Annotated in this window: 13 protein-coding genes; 8 read left to right on the forward strand and 5 right to left on the reverse strand. The window is 66.2% G+C overall.

Going from position 1 to position 17,340, the window contains the following annotated elements; genetic code table 11:
• Window positions 1-8 precede the first annotated feature (8 nt).
• Window positions 9-746 (reverse strand): AraC family transcriptional regulator, encoded by a 738-nt coding sequence (locus tag ACPFMA_RS10570; protein ID WP_425930117.1) that lies wholly within the window; start codon window positions 744-746, stop codon window positions 9-11.
• A 305-nt stretch (window positions 747-1,051) separates the two neighbouring features.
• Here ACPFMA_RS10570 and ACPFMA_RS10575 point away from each other — a divergent pair, with 305 nt between their 5' ends.
• Together ACPFMA_RS10575 and ACPFMA_RS10580 are read left to right on the forward strand one after the other, a co-directional pair.
• Window positions 1,052-3,004: an ATP-binding protein gene (locus ACPFMA_RS10575; protein WP_425930118.1), complete on the forward strand. Its 1,953-nt coding sequence runs from the start codon at window positions 1,052-1,054 to the stop codon at window positions 3,002-3,004.
• Between the two features lie 97 nt (window positions 3,005-3,101).
• Entirely contained in the window at window positions 3,102-4,883 is a 1,782-nt protein-coding gene (locus tag ACPFMA_RS10580) for a thiamine pyrophosphate-requiring protein (protein ID WP_425930119.1), read from the forward strand.
• Between the two features lie 118 nt (window positions 4,884-5,001).
• Here the strand turns inward: ACPFMA_RS10580 and ACPFMA_RS10585 are convergent, their stop codons facing one another.
• The 4 genes from ACPFMA_RS10585 to araD1 all read right to left on the reverse strand — a co-directional run bounded on the left by ACPFMA_RS10585 (window position 5,002) and on the right by araD1 (window position 10,577).
• Window positions 5,002-6,579: an aldehyde dehydrogenase (NADP(+)) gene (locus ACPFMA_RS10585; RefSeq protein WP_425930120.1), complete on the reverse strand. Its 1,578-nt coding sequence runs from the start codon at window positions 6,577-6,579 to the stop codon at window positions 5,002-5,004.
• A gap of 29 nt (window positions 6,580-6,608) precedes the next feature.
• A complete protein-coding gene (locus ACPFMA_RS10590; protein ID WP_009398886.1) occupies window positions 6,609-8,162 on the reverse strand; it encodes a UxaA family hydrolase in 1,554 nt (517 codons plus the stop codon).
• A 29-nt stretch (window positions 8,163-8,191) separates the two neighbouring features.
• Window positions 8,192-9,511 (reverse strand): MFS transporter, encoded by a 1,320-nt coding sequence (locus tag ACPFMA_RS10595; protein ID WP_425930121.1) that lies wholly within the window; start codon window positions 9,509-9,511, stop codon window positions 8,192-8,194.
• A 67-nt stretch (window positions 9,512-9,578) separates the two neighbouring features.
• Complete coding sequence (gene araD1 / locus ACPFMA_RS10600) at window positions 9,579-10,577, reverse strand: AraD1 family protein (protein ID WP_425930122.1); 999 nt, start codon at window positions 10,575-10,577, stop codon at window positions 9,579-9,581.
• A gap of 114 nt (window positions 10,578-10,691) precedes the next feature.
• On the opposite strand from araD1, the gene ACPFMA_RS10605 reads away from it, so the two are divergent.
• The 6 genes from ACPFMA_RS10605 (at window position 10,692) to ACPFMA_RS10630 (ending at window position 17,335) form a co-directional block, all read left to right on the forward strand.
• Window positions 10,692-11,615, forward strand: coding sequence for a LysR family transcriptional regulator (locus ACPFMA_RS10605; RefSeq protein WP_064302845.1), 924 nt, complete (start codon window positions 10,692-10,694; stop codon window positions 11,613-11,615).
• 148 nt (window positions 11,616-11,763) lie between these two features.
• A complete protein-coding gene (locus ACPFMA_RS10610) occupies window positions 11,764-12,303 on the forward strand; it encodes a methylated-DNA--[protein]-cysteine S-methyltransferase (protein ID WP_064302844.1) in 540 nt (179 codons plus the stop codon).
• Window positions 12,304-12,381: 78 nt separating this feature from the next.
• Window positions 12,382-13,221, forward strand: coding sequence for a glutathione-dependent disulfide-bond oxidoreductase (gene yghU / locus ACPFMA_RS10615; RefSeq protein WP_425930123.1), 840 nt, complete (start codon window positions 12,382-12,384; stop codon window positions 13,219-13,221).
• A 264-nt stretch (window positions 13,222-13,485) separates the two neighbouring features.
• Window positions 13,486-14,004, forward strand: coding sequence for a sigma-70 family RNA polymerase sigma factor (locus ACPFMA_RS10620; protein ID WP_064302841.1), 519 nt, complete (start codon window positions 13,486-13,488; stop codon window positions 14,002-14,004).
• The gene (locus tag ACPFMA_RS10625) at window positions 14,001-14,900 is read left to right on the forward strand and encodes a DUF4880 domain-containing protein (protein WP_425930124.1); all 900 of its coding nucleotides are present in this window, start codon (window positions 14,001-14,003) and stop codon (window positions 14,898-14,900) included. The genes ACPFMA_RS10620 and ACPFMA_RS10625 overlap by 4 nt, the downstream gene beginning before the upstream one ends.
• A gap of 77 nt (window positions 14,901-14,977) precedes the next feature.
• Window positions 14,978-17,335 (forward strand): TonB-dependent siderophore receptor, encoded by a 2,358-nt coding sequence (locus ACPFMA_RS10630; protein ID WP_425930125.1) that lies wholly within the window; start codon window positions 14,978-14,980, stop codon window positions 17,333-17,335.
• Window positions 17,336-17,340 lie beyond the last annotated feature (5 nt).

The following is a 17,340-nucleotide window of genomic DNA, read 5'->3' on the forward strand; positions in this document are numbered from 1 at the left end:
AGGGGTATCTACCCCTGGTAATGACTCGGCAGATGCCCGACGACCCGCTTGAAGGTCTGCGAGAACGCACTCGGGCTCTGGTAACCATGCTCCAGCGCCACTTCCAGCACCGAGGCGCCGCTGCCCAGGCGCTGCATGGCCAGGACCATGCGCACGCGGGTGCGCCAGTCGCCGAAGCTGGTTCCCAGCTCGCGCTGGAACAGGCGGGCCAGGGTCCGGCTGCTCATGTTCAATTGCCGGGCCCAGTCCTCCAGCCCGGCTTCGCTCGCCGGACGGGCGATCACCTGGTTGCACAGGCGCTGCAGGCGCGGGTCGGCGGGCATTGCCAGATGCAGGGCGACGGCCTGCGCACCCTGCATTTCCACCAGCAGCAGCTCATGGATGCACTGCCGGCGGTGTGGGTTGTCGGCTTGCGAAGGCAGGCCGCTGGCGGCCACCAGCAACTCGCGCATCAACGGCGTGACGCTGATCAGCTGGCACTGCTCACCGCCCCATGGCCAGGTCGAGGCGGGCATGAACAGGGTGCGCATGCTGACCTGGCCGAGCATGCGGATCTGGTGCTCGATGCCCGGCGGCACCCACAATGCATGGCCCGCCGGCACTACCCAGTGCGTACTCGCCGCGCCCACCAGCATGACCCCACTGATACCGTGGATCAGCTGCGCCTGGGCATGGCAGTGGGGCAGGATCTCTTCGCCATCCTGGTGATCGAAGGCCAGTGCTTCCAGGGCCAGGGCGCAGGTCATGGGGACTCCTTGCTGGAAAGGGTGGTGGACAGGCCATTGTAGGCTGTTCGATCGCATGGTTATTTCTATTTATTGCGCAAAAAGCCGTCGAGCAGCAGGGATCACTGGCTTTACGACTTTTTGCGCAATAAACGAAATTTTTCCGCCTTCGGTCGTCGGACGTGGAACGATCCGGGTCCGGCGCGCTTCATATTGATGGATGAACGAAACACGGCCGGGGCCTCTACAGGATGAAAACAAGCCACGGCAACCCTTTGGACGGTTGCACGACGCATTCGCCAGGCTTTATCGACAATGGCGGCATCATGAGTGATCTATTGCAGACGCTGGATTGGCGAAGCTCGCCGCTGGGTCCTCCGCACGCCTGGTCGGCGGGGCTGCAAGCGACCATGAGCCTGATGCTCCCGGCCAAGGCGCAGATCGTGCTGTTCTGGGGGCCGCAGTACGTGGCCCTGTATAACGAAGCCTACGTGCCGACGATCGGTGCCAAGCATCCCCACGCCCTTGGCCGCCCTGCCATCGAACACTGGAGCGAGCTATGGGACGACCTCGAGCCGCTGTTGCGCGGCGTGCGAGAAACCGGCCAGACCTTCTCCGCCACCGACCGGCCGTTCTATATCGAACGCAGCGGCTTCGGCGAGACGGCCTGGTTCGATGTGTCCTATTCGGCAGTGCGCGAGAGTGACGGCAGCGTGGGCGGGGTGTTGTGCATCGTCACCGAGACCACCCGGCGCGTGCAGTTCCAGCGGCGCCAGGCCTTTCTCCTGGAGCTCGGCGAGGCCCTGCGCGGGCTCGACGATGCCGAGGCGATCCGCGAGCATGCGACCCGCCGTTTGCAACAGGAACTGGATGCCTCCTGCGTGTGCTTCGATGAGGACCCCGCGCGCTTTTCCATACCGGCCAGCCTGCAGGTGCCGGTGCTGCGGGCGGGTGAACTGCAGGCCATGCTCAGCGTGGAGTTCGCCCGGCCGCGGGTACTGTGCGAGGACGAATGCCTGCTGGTGGAGGAGTGTGCCCGGCAGACCTGGGATGCCATGAGCCATGCCCGCGCGCAACGTGACCTGCAGGCGGCCTTCGCCGAGATGAAGGCTCTGAATGAAAGCCTGGAGGAGCGGGTCGGCGCCATCCTTGCCGAGCGAGAGGCGGCCATCGTCGAGCTGCATGAAGCGCGCAAGATGGAGATGGTCGGCCAGCTCAGCGGCGGTATCGCTCACGATTTCAACAATATGCTCACGCCGATCATTGCCTCGCTGGAGTTGATCCAGCGCCGCCCCGATGACCTGCAACGCACCGCGCGCCTGACCCAGGGCGCATTGCAGGCGGCGGAGCGGGCGCGCAACTTGGTGGGGCGCCTGCTCAGCTTCGCCCGGCGCCAGACCCTGACCCCGCAGACCGTGGCGCTGGCAAGCCTGGTGGCGGAAATGCACGAGCTGATTGCCCACTCCCTGGGGCCGACCATACAGTTCGAGGTCGAGGTCGACGAATACCTGCCGACCGTGGTGGTCGATCCGCATCAACTGGAACTGGCGTTGCTCAATCTGGTGGTCAATGCCCGGGATGCCATGGAGCAGGGGGGGCGCCTGCGGATTTCCGCCGGGCCGGGCGAGCCGCCGGAGGGCGTACGCGGGCAACAGTTGTGGCTCAAGGTCAGCGACAGCGGCTGTGGCATGAGTGCCGATGTGCTGCGCCGTTGCGCCGAGCCGTTTTTCTCCACCAAGGGCGTAGGCCGCGGGACCGGGCTGGGCCTGTCCATGGTCCAGGGGCTGGCCGGGCAATCCGGTGGCGGCATGGAGGTCCGCTCCTGGCCGGGGCGTGGTACCGAGGTGACGCTTTGGCTGCCGGTGGGAACGGTGGAGCAGGAGGGGCAGGACGAATTCGGTGACGCGGTGCCCATGGCCCGGCACCTGAACCGTGTGCTGCTGGTGGATGACGAGGAAATGGTCCGCAACGCCACGGCATTGCAACTGCGCGATCTCGGCTACAAGGTCACCGAAGCCGACGGCCCGGCCCAGGCGCGGCGCCTGATCGAGGCGGGGCTGGAGCTGGATATCCTGGTGACCGACCAGATCATGGCCGATGAAACCGGCAGCCGCTTCGCCCACGACCTGCGCCAATGGCGGGCGGACCTGCCGGTGTTGATCATCACCGGCTACGCCAACCTGCCACCCCAGGCATTGCATGAGTTCGAAGTGTTGCGCAAGCCGTTCCGGCGGCTGGAGCTGGCCAGGAGCCTGGCCCGTTTGCTGGGCAGCGGCTGATGTCCTGGCGTTTCACGCCCGGGTCAAACAATCTGAACACCTGCCGAACGCCTCCTGTCCCAACCTTTACCGACCCGAACGATAAAGGAGGCAGTACATGTCCAGCACCGTAGGCGACTTTCTCGTGGAACGGCTCAGCCAATGGGGTGTGAAGCGCATCTTCGGCTACCCCGGCGATGGCATCAACGGCGTGTTCGGGGCGCTGCGGCGCTCCGGCAAGATCGAGTTCGTGCAGTGCCGCCACGAGGAAATGGCCGCCTTCATGGCCAGCGCCCACGCCAAGTTCACCGGGGAGCTGGGGGTGTGCATCGCCACCTCGGGGCCCGGCGCATCGCACCTGGTCACCGGGCTGTACGACGCGCGCCTGGACCATATGCCGGTCCTCGCCATCTGCGGCCAGCAGGCCCGTACCGCGCTGGGCGGGCATTACCAGCAGGAAGTCGACCTGGTGTCGCTGTTCAAGGATGTGGCCGGGGCGTTCGTCCAGCAGGCTTCGGCGCCGTCCCAGGTGCGCCATCTGCTGGATCGTGCGGTGCGCACCGCAGTGGGCGAGCGCAAGGTGACGGCGTTGATCCTGCCCAACGACCTGCAGGAGCTGCCTTATGAAGAGCCGGCCCGCGCCCATGGCACCCTGCATTCCGGCCTTGGCTACCGTCGGCCGCGGGTCCTGCCGCGGGAAGACGATCTGGCGGCTGCGGCGAAGCTGCTTAACGAGGGAAGCAAGGTCGCCATCCTGGTCGGCGCCGGTGCCCTGGGGGCCAGCGAGCAGGTCAGGCAACTGGCCGACAAGCTCGGTGCAGGGGTTGCCAAGGCGCTGCTGGGCAAGGCGGTCCTGTCCGATGACCTGCCCTGGGTCACCGGTTGCATCGGTCTGCTCGGCACCGAGCCGAGCCTGAAGCTGATGAACGAATGCGACACCTTGCTGATGATCGGGTCGGGCTTCCCCTATGCCGAATTCCTGCCCAAGGAAGGCCAGGCCCGGGGCGTGCAGATCGATATCGAGCCGAACATGCTCGGCCTGCGTTACCCGATGGAAATCAACCTGGTGGGCGATGCTGCCGACACCCTCGATGCGCTGCTGCCGCTGATCGAGCAGAAGGGCGAACGGCGCTGGCGCAAGAAGATCGAGGGCTGGCGCAAGGCCTGGGACAGCAAGCTGGAGAAGCGTGCGCTGAGCAAGGCCGACCCGGTCAATCCGCAGCGCGTGGTGTATGAACTATCGCCGCGCCTGCCGGACCACTCGATCGTCACCAGCGACTCCGGTTCCTGCGCCAACTGGTTCGCCCGCGACCTGCGGATCCGTCCGGGCATGCGCTGCTCGCTGTCCGGCGGGCTGGCCTCGATGGGGGCCGCGGTGCCTTACGCCATTGCCGCCAAGTTCGCCCATCCGCAGCAGACGGTGGTGGCGCTGGTGGGAGACGGCGCGATGCAGATGAACAACCTCGCCGAGCTGATCACGGTGGCCAAGTACTGGCGCCAGTGGGGCAACGGGCGCTGGATCTGTGCCGTGTTCAATAACCAGGACCTGAACCAGGTGACCTGGGAGCAGCGGGTGATGGAGGGTGATCCGAAGTACGTGGCGAGCCAGGCGATACCGGATGTGCCGTATCACCTGTTCGCCATTTCCATTGGCTTGAAAGGTATCTGCGTCGAGCGCGAGGAAGACGTGGCCCCGGCCTGGGAGCAGGCGCTGGCCAGCGATGTGCCGGTGCTCATCGAGTTTCGCACCGACCCGGATGTTCCGCCGTTGCCGCCGCACATCAACCTCAAGCAGGCCCGGCAGTTCGCCGGGGCGCTGTTGCAGGGGGATCCGGATGGCGTGGGAGTGATCCGGCAGACGGCGAGGCAACTGGTGAGCAGTGTCTTGCCGAAGAACTGAGATGAGTCCGAGGGCCTCATCGCCGGCAACGCCGGCTCCCACAGGTACTTGAGCTGCGCAGAACCTTGTGGGAGCCGGCGTTGCCGGCGATAGGGCCCTGAAGATCAATAGAGAATCATCAGACCAGACCCTCCCGACTGAACACTCCATCCACCAGCCGCAACACCCCCAGCGGATTCCCATCCCTCAGCGCTTCGGGCAACAAAGCATCCGGATAATTCTGGAAGCACACCGGCCGCAGGAAGCGCTCGATCGCCAGCGTTCCCACCGACGTTCCGCGGCTATCGGAGGTCGCCGGATAGGGCCCTCCATGGACCATGGCATCGCAAACTTCGACCCCGGTCGGATAGCCATTGACCAGTACCCGCCCGACCTTTTCCTGCAACAGTTCACCCAGCCAGGCATGGGCCAGCAGCTCGTCCGGCTCGCCGATCAATGTCGCCGTCAGTTGCCCGCGCAGCGCCTGGATCGCTGCGCGCAGTTGCGCGGTGTCCTCGACTTCGATCACCACGGTCGCCGGCCCGAATACTTCTTCCTGCAGCAGTTCATCGCCCTCCAGCAACAACCGCACATCCGCCGCGAACAGCTGCGGCTGCGCTTGCCCGTCGCCCTGCGCGGCCCCGGCCAGATGACGCACGCCGGGATGCCCGTGCAAATGCTCCAGCCCCTCGCGATAGCTGGCCAGGGTGCCGCGATTGAGCATGGTCTGCGCCGGCTGTTCGGCCATCTGCACCTTGAGCTGCTCGACGAACGCAGTGAACTGCGCCGAGCGCAGGCCGATGATCAGTCCCGGATTGGTACAGAACTGCCCGCAGCCGAGGGTCACCGAGGCTGCCAGTTCCCGAGCGAGGGTGTCGCCGCGGGTGCGCAGCGCGTCCGGCAACAGGATCACCGGGTTGATGCTGGACATCTCGGCGAACACCTGGATCGGCTGTGGCCGTTCGGCGGCCAGGCGGCACAGGGCGTTGCCGCCGCGCAGCGAGCCGGTAAAGCCCACGGCCTGGATCGCCGCGTGCTTGACCAGCCATTCGCCAACCCCTCCGCCGTAGACCATGTTGAAGACACCGGCCGGCATGCCGGTGCGCTCCGCCGCGCGGAGGATGGCATCGGCCACCGCTTCGGCGGTGGCCATATGGCCGCTGTGGGCCTTGACCACCACCGGGCATCCCGCCGCCAGCGCCGCGGCGGTATCGCCGCCGGCGGTAGAGAAGGCCAGGGGGAAGTTGCTGGCACCGAACACGGCAACCGGGCCGATACCGATGCGCATCTGCCGCAGGTCCACGCGCGGCAGCGGCTGGCGATCGGGCAGGGCGCGGTCGATCCGCGCACCGAGGAAATCACCGCGGCGCAGCACCTTGGCGAACAGGCGCATCTGCCCGCTGGTACGTCCGCGCTCGCCCTGGATACGTGCGGCGGGCAGGGCGGTTTCGCGGCAGACCATGGCGACGAAGGCATCGCCCAGGGCGTCCAGTTCGTCGGCGATGGCATCGAGGAACTGCGCACGCCGCTCCGGCGTCAGGTTGCGATAGGCCGGGAAGGCTGCCGCAGCTGCGCGCGCCGCTGCATCGACCTCCGCCTCGGTGGCCTGGCAGAACTCGCCAGGCAGGGCTTCGCCGGTGCTGGCGTCGAGGCTCTGCAGGCGGATATCGCCCTGCGCCGAGCGCTGTCCGCCAATGTAGTTGTGACCGAGGATCATGGGTTGCTCCTAAGCGGTAAAACGGAAAATCAGGTGATGGCGCCGATCTGCCACGGCACGAACTCGTTCTGTCCGTAGCCGTGCTGCTCGCTCTTGCTGCGTTGGCCCGAGGCGATCGCCAGCATCAGGCGGTAGATGTGCTCGCCGCGTTCTTCGATGGTCATGCTGCCGTCGGCGATGCCGCCGCAATTCACGTCCATGTCTTCCTCCTGGGTTTCCCACAGGCGGGTATTGGTTGCCAGCTTGATCGACGGCGAGGGCGCGCAACCGTAGGCCGAGCCGCGCCCGGTGGTGAAGGCGATCAGGTTGGCGCCACCGGCAACCTGGCCGGTGGCGGAGATCGGGTCATAGCCGGGGGTGTCCATGAACACCAGGCCATGGGCGCGTACCGGTTCGGCGTATTGGTAGACATCCACCAGGTCACTGGAGCCGGCCTTGGCCACGGCGCCGAGGGACTTTTCCAGGATGGTGGTCAGGCCGCCGGCCTTGTTGCCGGCGGACGGGTTGTTGTTCAGCTCGGCGCCCATGCGCTGGCAGTAGGCCTCCCACCACTGGATGCGGGCGATGAGTTTCTCGCCCACGGCCTGGCTGACCGCACGACGGGTCAGCAGGTGCTCGGCACCATAGATCTCCGGGGTTTCCGAGAGGATCGCGGTGCCGCCGGCCGCCACCAGGCGGTCTACCGCATTGCCCAGCGCCGGGTTGGCGGTGATCCCGGAATAGCCATCGGAGCCGCCGCATTGCAGGCCGACGGTGAGGTGGCGGACGCTGACCGGTTCGCGCTGCACCGCATTGGCCTCGGCCAGCAGCGACTTGACCTGGGCGATGCCGCTGGCGATGGTTTTCGAGGTGCCGCCGGTGCCCTGGATGGTGAAGGTGCGCAGGGTATTGCAGCTTTCCAGGCCCTGGGCCGCGAGCAGGTCGGGGATCTGGTTGGTCTCGCAGCCCAGGCCGATCATCAGCACCGAGTGGAAATTGGCGTGCACCGCGTAGCCGCCCAGGGTGCGCTGGAGCATCGCCAGGGCCTCGCCACCCGGGTCCACGGCGCAACCGACGCCGTGGGTCAGGGCGACCACGCCATCGACATTGGGGTAGTCGGCCAGCGCCTCGGGATGGATATCGCGGCGGAAATGGTCGGCGATGGCCCGGGCCACGGTGGCCGAACAGTTCACCGACGTCAGGATGCCGATATAGTTTCGCGTGGCGACCCGGCCATCGGCGCGGACGATGCCCATGAAGCTGTCCTCGACGGGCGTCTGCACGCCCTTGGCATCGACGCCGAACGCGTAGTCGCGACTGAAGTCGCCCATGGCCAGGTTATGCACGTGGACATGCTGGCCGACGCCGATGGCCTGGCTGGCAAAGCCGATGATCTGCCCGTAGCGGCGCAGCGGCTCGCCCACGGCGATGTCCCGGGCGGCGATCTTGTGCCCGGCCGGTACCGGCTCGCGCACGCGGATGCCTTCGGGCAGTTCCAGGCCTTCGGTCAGCGGTTGGCGGGCGATCAGCACATCGTCCAGCGGGTTGAGCCGGATCACGGCCAGGGCAGCGCGTTCGCTGCCCGTTGTTGTAATCAGTTGCATGACGGTTTACCTCGGATAACAGCGCGGGCTCAGGCCAGCCCACGCTCGCGATAGTCAATCAGGCCGGAGAACAGCATCAGGCCGAAGGCCATGACCACGAAGAAAATCAGGGCCAGGAAATAGGAGCCGGTGAACTGCACGATCAGGCCGATCAGGATCGGCACGATCACCCCGACCATGTTGCCGCAGAAGTTCATGCTGCCACCCAGCACGCCGGCCTTGGACTTGCCGCCGAGAATGGCCGGCAGGCACCAGTACATGCCGCACCAGCGGATGAAGAACAGCGCCACGCAGAGCAGGGCGATCACCCGCGCGGCATCCGGGGTGTAGGCCACCAGCAGGATGCACAGGGCGGCGACGGCAGCAGAGCCGGCGAACATGCTGCGCATCACGGTGTTCGGCTGGCCGCCGTTGGTCCGCCATTTATCGGCGATCCAGCCGCCGACCAGCTCGCCGACGAAGCCGCACATGAAGATCAGGAAGGTCGCCCCGCCCATGGCCTTGATATCCAGGTTGTGGCTCTGGTGCAGGTAGCTCGGCATCCAGGTCAGCAGGCCGTAGAACACGCTGTTGTAGCAGGCATAGCCGGCGAACATGCACAGTACCGAGCGGCTTTTCAGCAGTTCCTTGAGCACCGCCTTGCGGTTGCCGCCGGACGTGCTCGCGGCGTCGTTGGCCTGGGTGATGTAGTCCAGCTCGGCCTTGTTCACCAGCGGGTGTTCGCTGGGGTGGTTGCGGATGTACCACCAGGCCCAGACGCCGACCACCACGGTGCCGACGCCGGCAATGATGAAGGCGATGCGCCAGGAGTCGAACCAGGTGATCAGCCCGGCGATGATGATCGCCCCGAAGGCGGTGCCCAGCGGTGCGCCGCCGTCCACCAGGGTGGCACCGCGCCCGCGCTCGTTGGGTGTCAGCCAGGAGCCGTTGAGCTTGGCCCCGGCCGGCATGATCGGCGACTCGGCCACGCCCAGGCCGACCCGGGTGATCAGCAGGGTGATCCAGTTATGGGCGAAGCCGCCAAGGGCCTGGAAAGCGCCCCAGCCGACGGTGGCGACGCCGACGATATTGCGCACCTGGAAGCGGTCCAGAAGCATGCCGCTGGGAATCTGCATCAACGCGTAGGACCAGAAGAACGCGCTGAGGATCAGGCCTTCCAGGGCCGGAGTCAGTTCGAACTCGGCGGAAATCAATGGCAGGGCCACCGACAGCGAAGCGCGGTCGATGTAGTTGATCGCCGCCAGCAACAGCAGGATCAGGAAGATGCGCCAGCGCACGTTGCTCGGACGTGTGCTGTCGGCGCCGGCGAGGGCGGGCGAGGGCGCCGCCGGGAAGGGGCTGTTCTTCATGCTCATCTCACTCTTATGTTTGTTATGAAATGCCGGGTGGCGCCTCCCTGCGCCGGGTGGGTCGGGTTCAGAGGGCCTGCACGGCGCCCGGTGCCAGCGGTTCGGCGGCCTGGCCCACGGTATTGCGCAGCGGCGCGCCGAACTCGGCCAGGCTGATTTCGAACACATCGCCCGGCTCGGTCCTGACCTGGTCGGCAAAGGACAGGGTGGCGGTGCCGAAGAAATGGATATGCACGTCGCCCGGGCGCAGGAACTGCGGGTACTTGAAATGGTGGTACTCGAGGTTCTCCAGCGAGTGGCACATGTTGTCCTCGCCGCTGAGGAAAGGTTTTTCCCACAGTACCTTGTCGCCACGGCGGATCCGGCTCACGCCTTCGAGATGGCGCGGCAGTTCGCCCACCCGCAGCTCCGGGCCGTAGGCGCAATTGCGCAGTTTCGAATGGGCCAGGTACAGGTAGCTGCGGCGTTCCATCACATGGTCGGAAAACTCGTTGCCGATGGCGAAGCCCAGGCGGTATGGCTGGCCATCATCGGCGATCACGTAGAGGCCGGCCAGTTCCGGTTCCTCGCCAGCGTCTTCGGCGAAGGCCGGGCTGCGCAATGCCTGGCCGGGGCGGACCACGGTGGAGCCGTCGCCCTTGTAGAACCACTCCGGCTGGGCGCCGACGCTGCCGGCCGCCGGACGACCGCCCTCGATGCCCCACTGGAACATGCGCGCGGTATCGGTCAGGGCAGCGGCATCGTCGATCTTCTGCTGGTGCATCTTGTCCCGGGTCGAAGCGCTGCCCAGGTGGGTCAGGCCGGTGCCGCTGACCAGGCAGTGGGCCGGATCCTCGTGGTCCAGCGGCGGCAGGACCCGGCACTCGTCCAGGGCCAGGGAATAACTTTCAGTAACGTCATCCAGGCCCCGGGCCAGCACCTCGGCCGTAAGGCTGCGCTGGTTGCGAATCGCGGCCAGGGCCAGTTCGCGCATATGGCTGGTTGCGCGGACCGGCTGGATCAGGTCGCCCTCGACCACGCCCACGTGGCGCCGGGCGGTTGCGGTTTCGAATTGGATCAGACGCATGGGGGCTCCATGATTGTGTGTTCTTGTGGAGGATCGCTGGGGCCACTTTAAATTTCCCGGACGATGCTGCCTAATGACAGCTATTGACCCTGTGATAACTTTTGGTGATCCCCCGTGCTGCCATCCTTGAGTTCCATGGCCTCGCGCTTGCGCCTGCGGCAACTGCGCCTGCTGATCTGTCTCGATGAACTGGGCTCGATCCACAAGGCGGCCGACGCCATGTCGATCACCCAGCCAGGGGCGACCAAGGCCCTCAACGAGATCGAATCGACCCTGGGCGCGGTGCTGTTTGAGCGTACCAGCAAGGGCCTGGAGGCCAACGACCTTGGGCGCTGCGTGGTGCGCTACGCGCGGCTGATCAACACCGATCTGGCCCATTTGCGTGAGGAAATGCTCGGGATCATGCAGGGGCACGGCGGGCGGCTGTCGGTGGGCACCATCATGGGCGCGGTACCGATGCTGGTCGAAGGGCTGGCACGGCTGCGCGAGGAGCAGCCGGACCTGTCGGTGACCGTGGTCGAGGACACCAGCGACCGCCTGCTCAGCCTGCTCGACCAAGGGCGCCTGGATGTGGTGATCTGCCGGACCAGCGTCAGCCGGCGGCCGGATGCCTATGACAGCCGGGTCCGGCACCAGGAGCGACTGGTGCTGGTGGCCAACCCGGAGCACGCCCTGGCCGGTAGCGAGCAGCTCGACCTGGCGCAACTGGCGGATTCGCGCTGGGTGGTGTTCCCGGTGAACATGCCGATGCGCCTGACCCTGGAGCGGGAGTTTCGCGAGGCGGGGCTGAATTTCCCGCAGTACCCGATCGAAACCTCCTCGACCTTCACCACCTTGTCCTTGTTGCGCCAGGACCCGGGCCTGCTGGCGGTGATGCCCTGGGACGTGGCGCGGGTGGCGGTGGAGCACGGGATGCTGGTGCAGTTGCCGTTGCAATTGAGATCGCGCAGCGAGCCGTACGAGGTGGTGACGCGGCGCGGGGTGGAACTGAGCGGGCCGGGGCGGGTGCTGGTGGATATCCTCATGATTGACCGTTGACCTCGGGGGCATCATCGCTGGCAAGCCAGCTCCCACAGGTTTCAGCGGCGCCGCGGATGAGCTGTGGGGCTGGCTGGCCAGCGATAGGGCCCTTGAGAACACAGCGGATGCCATGTTAAAGACTTCCCCCCGGATCCAGGACAGCCCCATGTACTATTCCACCCTCTACCCGTCCCCCGTCGGCACCCTGCAACTGGCCGCCAGCGACAGCCATCTGCTGGGCCTGTGGATGGTCGGCCAGAAGTACTTCGGCGGCAGTGCTCCCGGCACCCTTGAGCCCAACGACAACCTGCCGTTCTTCCGCGAAGTGCGCGACTGGCTCGACCAGTACTTCGCCGGCCGCCAGCCCGCCGTCGCCGACCTTCCCATGGCCCCGATCGGCAGCGATTTCCGCAAGGCCGTGTGGGCCCTGCTCTGTGAAATACCCTACGGCGGCACCACCACCTACGGCGAGATCGCCAAGGCCGTGGCCCTGCGCAGCGGCCTGGCGAGCATGTCCAGCCAGGCCGTGGGCGGGGCAGTGGGGCATAACCCGATATCCATCATCATTCCGTGCCATCGGGTGATCGGCCGCGATGGCAGCCTGACCGGCTACGCCGGGGGCATCGAAAAGAAGATCCACCTGCTGGAACACGAAGGTGCGTTGTCCTCGCTGTTCTACACGCCGCGCCGCGGTACGGCGCTGTAGGCGGCGAAAACTGAACCTGTGGCGGCCATGCGCTGCCGAACCAAGGACCTGCAAACGATCCGTCGAGGAGGGCTTTTCATGTCAGACACCCCTTACACCCCACCCAGGGTCTGGACCTGGGACAAGGCCAGCGGTGGCCAGTTCGCCAATATCAACCGCCCGATCGCCGGCCCGACCCACGAGCGTGAATTGCCCCGGGGCGGCCATCCGCTGCAGTTGTATTCCCTGGCCACGCCCAACGGCGTCAAGGTCGGGATCATGCTCGAAGAGCTGCTCGCCGCCGGCTTCAAGGATGCCGAGTACGACGCCTGGCTGATCCGCATCGGCGAAGGCGACCAGTTCGGCAGCGGCTTTGTCGAACTCAACCCCAACTCGAAGATCCCGGCCCTGCTGGACACCCGCCAGAACCCGCCTGTGCGCCTGTTCGAGTCGGGCTCGATCCTGCTGTACCTCGCCGACTCTTTCGGCGCCTTCATCCCCAAGGACCTGGCCAAGCGCGCCGAATGCCTGAACTGGCTGTTCTGGCAGATGAGCGGCGCCGGGTTCGTCGGCGGCGGTTTCGGGCATTTCTTCGCCTATGCGCCGGAGAAGTTCGAATACCCGATCAACCGCTACACCATGGAGGTCAAGCGCCTGCTCGACGTGCTGGACCGACAGTTGGCGGAACACCGCTATGTCGCCGGGGAAGAATACAGCATTGCCGACATGGCCTGCTGGCCGTGGTTTGGCGAGATGCTGCGCAACAAGGTCTACGGCGCGGCGGAATTCCTCGATGCGCCCAGCTACCCCCATGTGCTGCGCTGGGCCAACGAGATCGCCGAGCGTCCGGCGGTCAAGCGCGGGGCACGGGTCAACCGGACCTGGGGCGAGGAATCGGAACGGTTGCCGGAGCGGCATGCGGCGAGTGATTTCGACTGAACTGCCGGTGGTTCCAGGGGCGTGGGCCAGGTTTTTTGGGCCTACCCAAAGCCCTGTAGGAGCTGGCTTGCCTGCGAAGGACCGCGCTAGCGGTCCCAAAAACCGGTTTCTCAAGGTCTGCGTGCTCCAGCCATATGGCAGCAAACCCGCTCATACAATGTGCGCGTTGTCCTTTCGGGCTTGCCTAATTTCATATTGAAATAAGAATGATTCGCTATTAATGTGCGCCCGTATTTCAGCCGTTCTGGCTCCGGAGGGGGTGCCATGTCGCTGCATGAAGCGGATTCCATCGTTCCTTTCGACGTGCTCTACGGCACCCACCACGGCTGGCTCAACGGTTGGCTGCGGCGTTCGGTCGGCTGTTCGCAGCAGGCCGCCGACCTGGCCCAGGATACGTTCGTGCGCTTGCTGGTGCGCAACCAGCCGGTGACCAACCGTTCGCCCCGGGCCCTGCTGGCGCGTATTGCCCGTGGCCTGGTGATCGATCACTGGCGTCGCGATGCCCTGGAACGTGCCTACCTCGAAACCCTGTCCCATCTGCCGCAAGCCTGCCACCCCTCGCCGGAAGTCCGCCATGAAGCCCTGCAGTGCCTGGAGCGCATCGCGCAGATGCTCGAAGGCCTGAAGCCGGCGGTGCGCGAGGCCTTTCTGCTGTATCAGCTCGGCGGGCTGACCCATACCCGGATCGCCGAGCAACTGGGGGTGTCCAGCCGTACCGTGGAGCGGCATGTCGCCCATGCCCTGCTGCACTGCTACCGCCTGTGCTTCGAGACGGCGCCATGAGTCGCCTGCCGGAAAACGTGGTGCGTGCCGCCATCGACTGGCAGATGCGCCTGCGCGGCAACCCCGAACTGCAGGCCCCGTTCAATGAATGGTTGCGCCGCGACCCTCGTCATCAACTGGCCTGGCAACGCCTGCAGCAGATGGCCGGGATGTTCCAGGCTAGTCAGTTGCCGCGGGCCGAGCAGAGTATCCCGTTGCTCCAGCGCGCCTCGGCCGACCTCAGCCGGCGACGCATGCTGAAGATGCTCGGGCTGGTCGCTGGTGGTACCGCGCTGGCGACGCTGAGCGCGCCACCGACCTGGCATCCCGGCTATGTCACCGGCCTCGGCGAGCGCCGGCAGATCGACCTGGGCAACGGCACCCAGGTCACCCTCAACGGCGACAGCTCGGTGGACGTGCAGGGCGGTGAGCTGTTGCTGCGCTCCGGCGAGGTGCTGGTGGACGGTGCGCGTTGGCAGGCGCGCTGCCGCTTCGCCGAATGCAGCGGCCGCGAGGCCCGGGTGGCGCTGCGCGAGCGCGATGGCTACAGCGAGATCCGCGTCGATCGCGGCGAGGTGCTGGTGACGTCGCCGGTCGGCCAGCGCCGCTTGCAGGCGGGCGAGGGGCTGGGGGCGTCGGCGTCGGCGCTGACGGAGCTGGGCAAGAGCCGCCTCGATCCGTTCGCCTGGAGCCGTGGGCTGCTGGTGGTCAACGATATGCCATTGGGTGAGTTCCTCGCCGAGGCCGGGCGCTATCGGCACGGCTGGCTGGGCTGCGACGAGCGAATTGCCGACCTGCGCCTGTCCGGCGTTTTCCGCCTGGATGAGCCGGCCTCGCTGCTGGACAACATCAGCCATCTGCTGCCAGTGAAAGTGGTGGAGCGCACCCGCTGGTGGGTGCGGGTGGTGCCCGCATAGAGGCCGGCCAAAATAGTTTGTCGGACTTTGTGGACTCGTCCGGTTATGGGCTATCACTTCCCTTATTGGACCCCTGAATGCGCCGCCCAAGCCCTCCATCGATCCCCTTGCAGCCCCGTTTCCTGTCCCGCGCCGTGTGCCTGGCGCTGGCCCTGGGCAGCGCTGTCGCCAGCTTGCCGGCCCGGGCCGAAAACCCGGTCGCCCCGGCCGTGGCTGCCGGCCCGCTGGCCCAGGCCCTGAGCAGTTTCGCCGAGCGCTCCGGGATCACCCTGTCGTTCGCCCCTGATGACGTGCGTGGCCTGAGCACTTCCGGCCTCGGCGGTGGCGGCTCATTGGAGGAGGGCCTGAGCCGGCTGCTCGCGGGCAGCGGCCTGGTCGCGCGCAAGACCGCCTCCGGTTATGTGGTACTGCGCGATAGCGAAGCTGGCTTGCAATTGGCGCCAACCAGCATCGAAAGCACCTCGGTGCAGAGCGCCTTCGCCCCGGTGCCGGGTTATTTCGCCAGCAATGCCAGCAGTGCGACCAAGAGCGACCGGCCGATCCTGGAGACCGCGCAGAGCATCAGCGTGGTCACCGCCGAGCAGATCAACGACCGCAAGGTCAACAAGGTCGAGGACGCCGTGGCCTACAGTGCCGGGGTGCGGGTCGGCAGTTCGGGCCTGGACCCGCGCTTCGACAATATCCAGGTGCGCGGCTTCGAGACCACCATCGCCGCCGATTTCCTCGACGGCCTGCGCCAGCCCGGCAGCGGCTGGCTGTCGCTGTATTCCACCGAAGCCTACGCGCTGGAGCGCATCGAAATACTCAAGGGTCCGGCCTCGGTGCTCTACGGCCAGATCAGCCCCGGCGGCATGGTCAACCGGGTCAGCAAGCGCCCGAGCCTGCTGGCCAGGAATGAAGTGCAGGTACAGGCCGGCAGCTATGACCACCGGCAAGGCCAGTTCGATATCGGCGGTCAGCTGGACGAGGCGGGTGACGTGCTGTTCCGCAGCGTTGGCCTGTACCGCGATTCCGGCTATTCGGTGGAGCAGATGGACAACGACTCGCGCCTGCTGGCGCCGTCCCTGAGCTGGCAGATCGACCCGGACACCAGCCTGACCCTGCTGGCGCAATACCAGGAGCGGCAGACCGCCGCTTCGCCGATGATGCTCCAGGAAGGCGACCACCTGACCCATTTCTGGCAGGGCGACGAGTACTTCGACAAGCTGCACCAGCGCCAGTGGACCTTCGGCTACGAGTTCGAGCACGCCTTCAACGAAACCTTCAGCCTTCAGCAGAACCTGCGCTACGGCCAGGTCAGCACCACCAACCAGTACCTGCAGCCGACCTCGATCACCGCCGGGCATATCCTCGACCGCTATGCGGTGGGCGTGTACGAGGACATGAACTCGCTGTCCACCGACACACGCCTGGTCAGCCGCTTCTCCACCGGCAACCTGCACCACACCTTGGTCAGCGGCGTCGACTATGCCTGGCTGGACACCTCGTTGCTCTACGCCATGGGCCCGGCGCCCACCCTCGATCGCTGGAACCCGGATTACCACCAGCCGGTAGCCAGGCCGACTTCGCCGCTGGCCGACCAGGATGGCCTGGAGCATCGCATGGGCGCCTACGTTCAGGACCAGATCGAGCTCGACCAGTGGCGCCTGTCCGCCGGCCTGCGCCGCGACTGGGTGCATGTACGGCGCGACGACAACCTGACCGACATCAACAGCACCACCAGCGATTCGGCCACCACCGGCCAGCTCGGCGTGCTCTATCTGTTCGATAACGGCGTGGCACCCTATGCCAGCTTCGCCACCTCGTTCCTGCCGGTCAGCGGCGTGAACGCCAGCGGCCAGCCGTACAAGCCTACCGAGGGCAGGCAGTATGAAGTCGGGGTGAAATACCAGCCGCCAGGCAGCAGCACCCTGCTCACCGCCTCGCTGTACCACCTGACCCAGAGCAACGTGCAGACCCGCGACCTGGTCAACCCGCTGAACAACCTGCAGACCGGCGAGCAGGTGTCCCGCGGGCTCGAGCTGGAAGCGGTATCGGACGTCAACGACAGCCTGCGCCTGACTGCCAGCTATGCCTTCAACGACGCGGAGGTGACCAAGGGCAACAACGGCGACCAGGGCAAGGTGCCGAAGAACGTGCCGCGCCACCTGGCCTCGCTGTGGCTGGACTACAGGCTGCCGTTCGGCTTCGGCATATCCGGCGGCGCTCGCTATACCGGCAGCACCTATGGAGATGCCGCCAACCGGGTGAAGAACGAGGGCTACACCCTGGTCGATGCCGGCGTGCACTACGACTTCGGTGGCGGTCTCGACGGCGTGCGGGTGGGCGTCAATGCCCGCAACCTGTTCGACGAGCGCTTTATCAATTGCCAGGACGGCTACTGCTACCGTGGTGAAGCGCGCAGCGTGGTCACCAGCCTCAGCTATCGCTGGTAACGAGG

The sequence above is a fragment of the Pseudomonas sp. NyZ201 genome, from assembly GCF_049860765.1.
Taxonomy (GTDB): domain Bacteria; phylum Pseudomonadota; class Gammaproteobacteria; order Pseudomonadales; family Pseudomonadaceae; genus Aquipseudomonas; species Aquipseudomonas bharatica.

Bases quoted from the DNA above. Each gene is read 5' to 3' on its own strand.
- ACPFMA_RS10585 (WP_425930120.1), bottom strand. From the start codon at position 6,579: ATGATCCTCGGTCACAACTACATTGGCGGACAGCGCTCGGCGCAGGGC.
- ACPFMA_RS10620 (WP_064302841.1), top strand. From the start codon at position 13,486: ATGTCGCTGCATGAAGCGGATTCCATCGTTCCTTTCGACGTGCTCTAC.
- yghU (WP_425930123.1), top strand. From the start codon at position 12,382: ATGTCAGACACCCCTTACACCCCACCCAGGGTCTGGACCTGGGACAAG.
- ACPFMA_RS10575 (WP_425930118.1), top strand. From the start codon at position 1,052: ATGAGTGATCTATTGCAGACGCTGGATTGGCGAAGCTCGCCGCTGGGT.
- ACPFMA_RS10595 (WP_425930121.1), bottom strand. From the start codon at position 9,511: ATGAAGAACAGCCCCTTCCCGGCGGCGCCCTCGCCCGCCCTCGCCGGC.
- ACPFMA_RS10590 (WP_009398886.1), bottom strand. From the start codon at position 8,162: ATGCAACTGATTACAACAACGGGCAGCGAACGCGCTGCCCTGGCCGTG.
- araD1 (WP_425930122.1), bottom strand. From the start codon at position 10,577: ATGCGTCTGATCCAATTCGAAACCGCAACCGCCCGGCGCCACGTGGGC.
- ACPFMA_RS10610 (WP_064302844.1), top strand. From the start codon at position 11,764: ATGTACTATTCCACCCTCTACCCGTCCCCCGTCGGCACCCTGCAACTG.
- ACPFMA_RS10580 (WP_425930119.1), top strand. From the start codon at position 3,102: ATGTCCAGCACCGTAGGCGACTTTCTCGTGGAACGGCTCAGCCAATGG.
- ACPFMA_RS10570 (WP_425930117.1), bottom strand. From the start codon at position 746: ATGACCTGCGCCCTGGCCCTGGAAGCACTGGCCTTCGATCACCAGGAT.
- ACPFMA_RS10630 (WP_425930125.1), top strand. From the start codon at position 14,978: ATGCGCCGCCCAAGCCCTCCATCGATCCCCTTGCAGCCCCGTTTCCTG.
- ACPFMA_RS10625 (WP_425930124.1), top strand. From the start codon at position 14,001: ATGAGTCGCCTGCCGGAAAACGTGGTGCGTGCCGCCATCGACTGGCAG.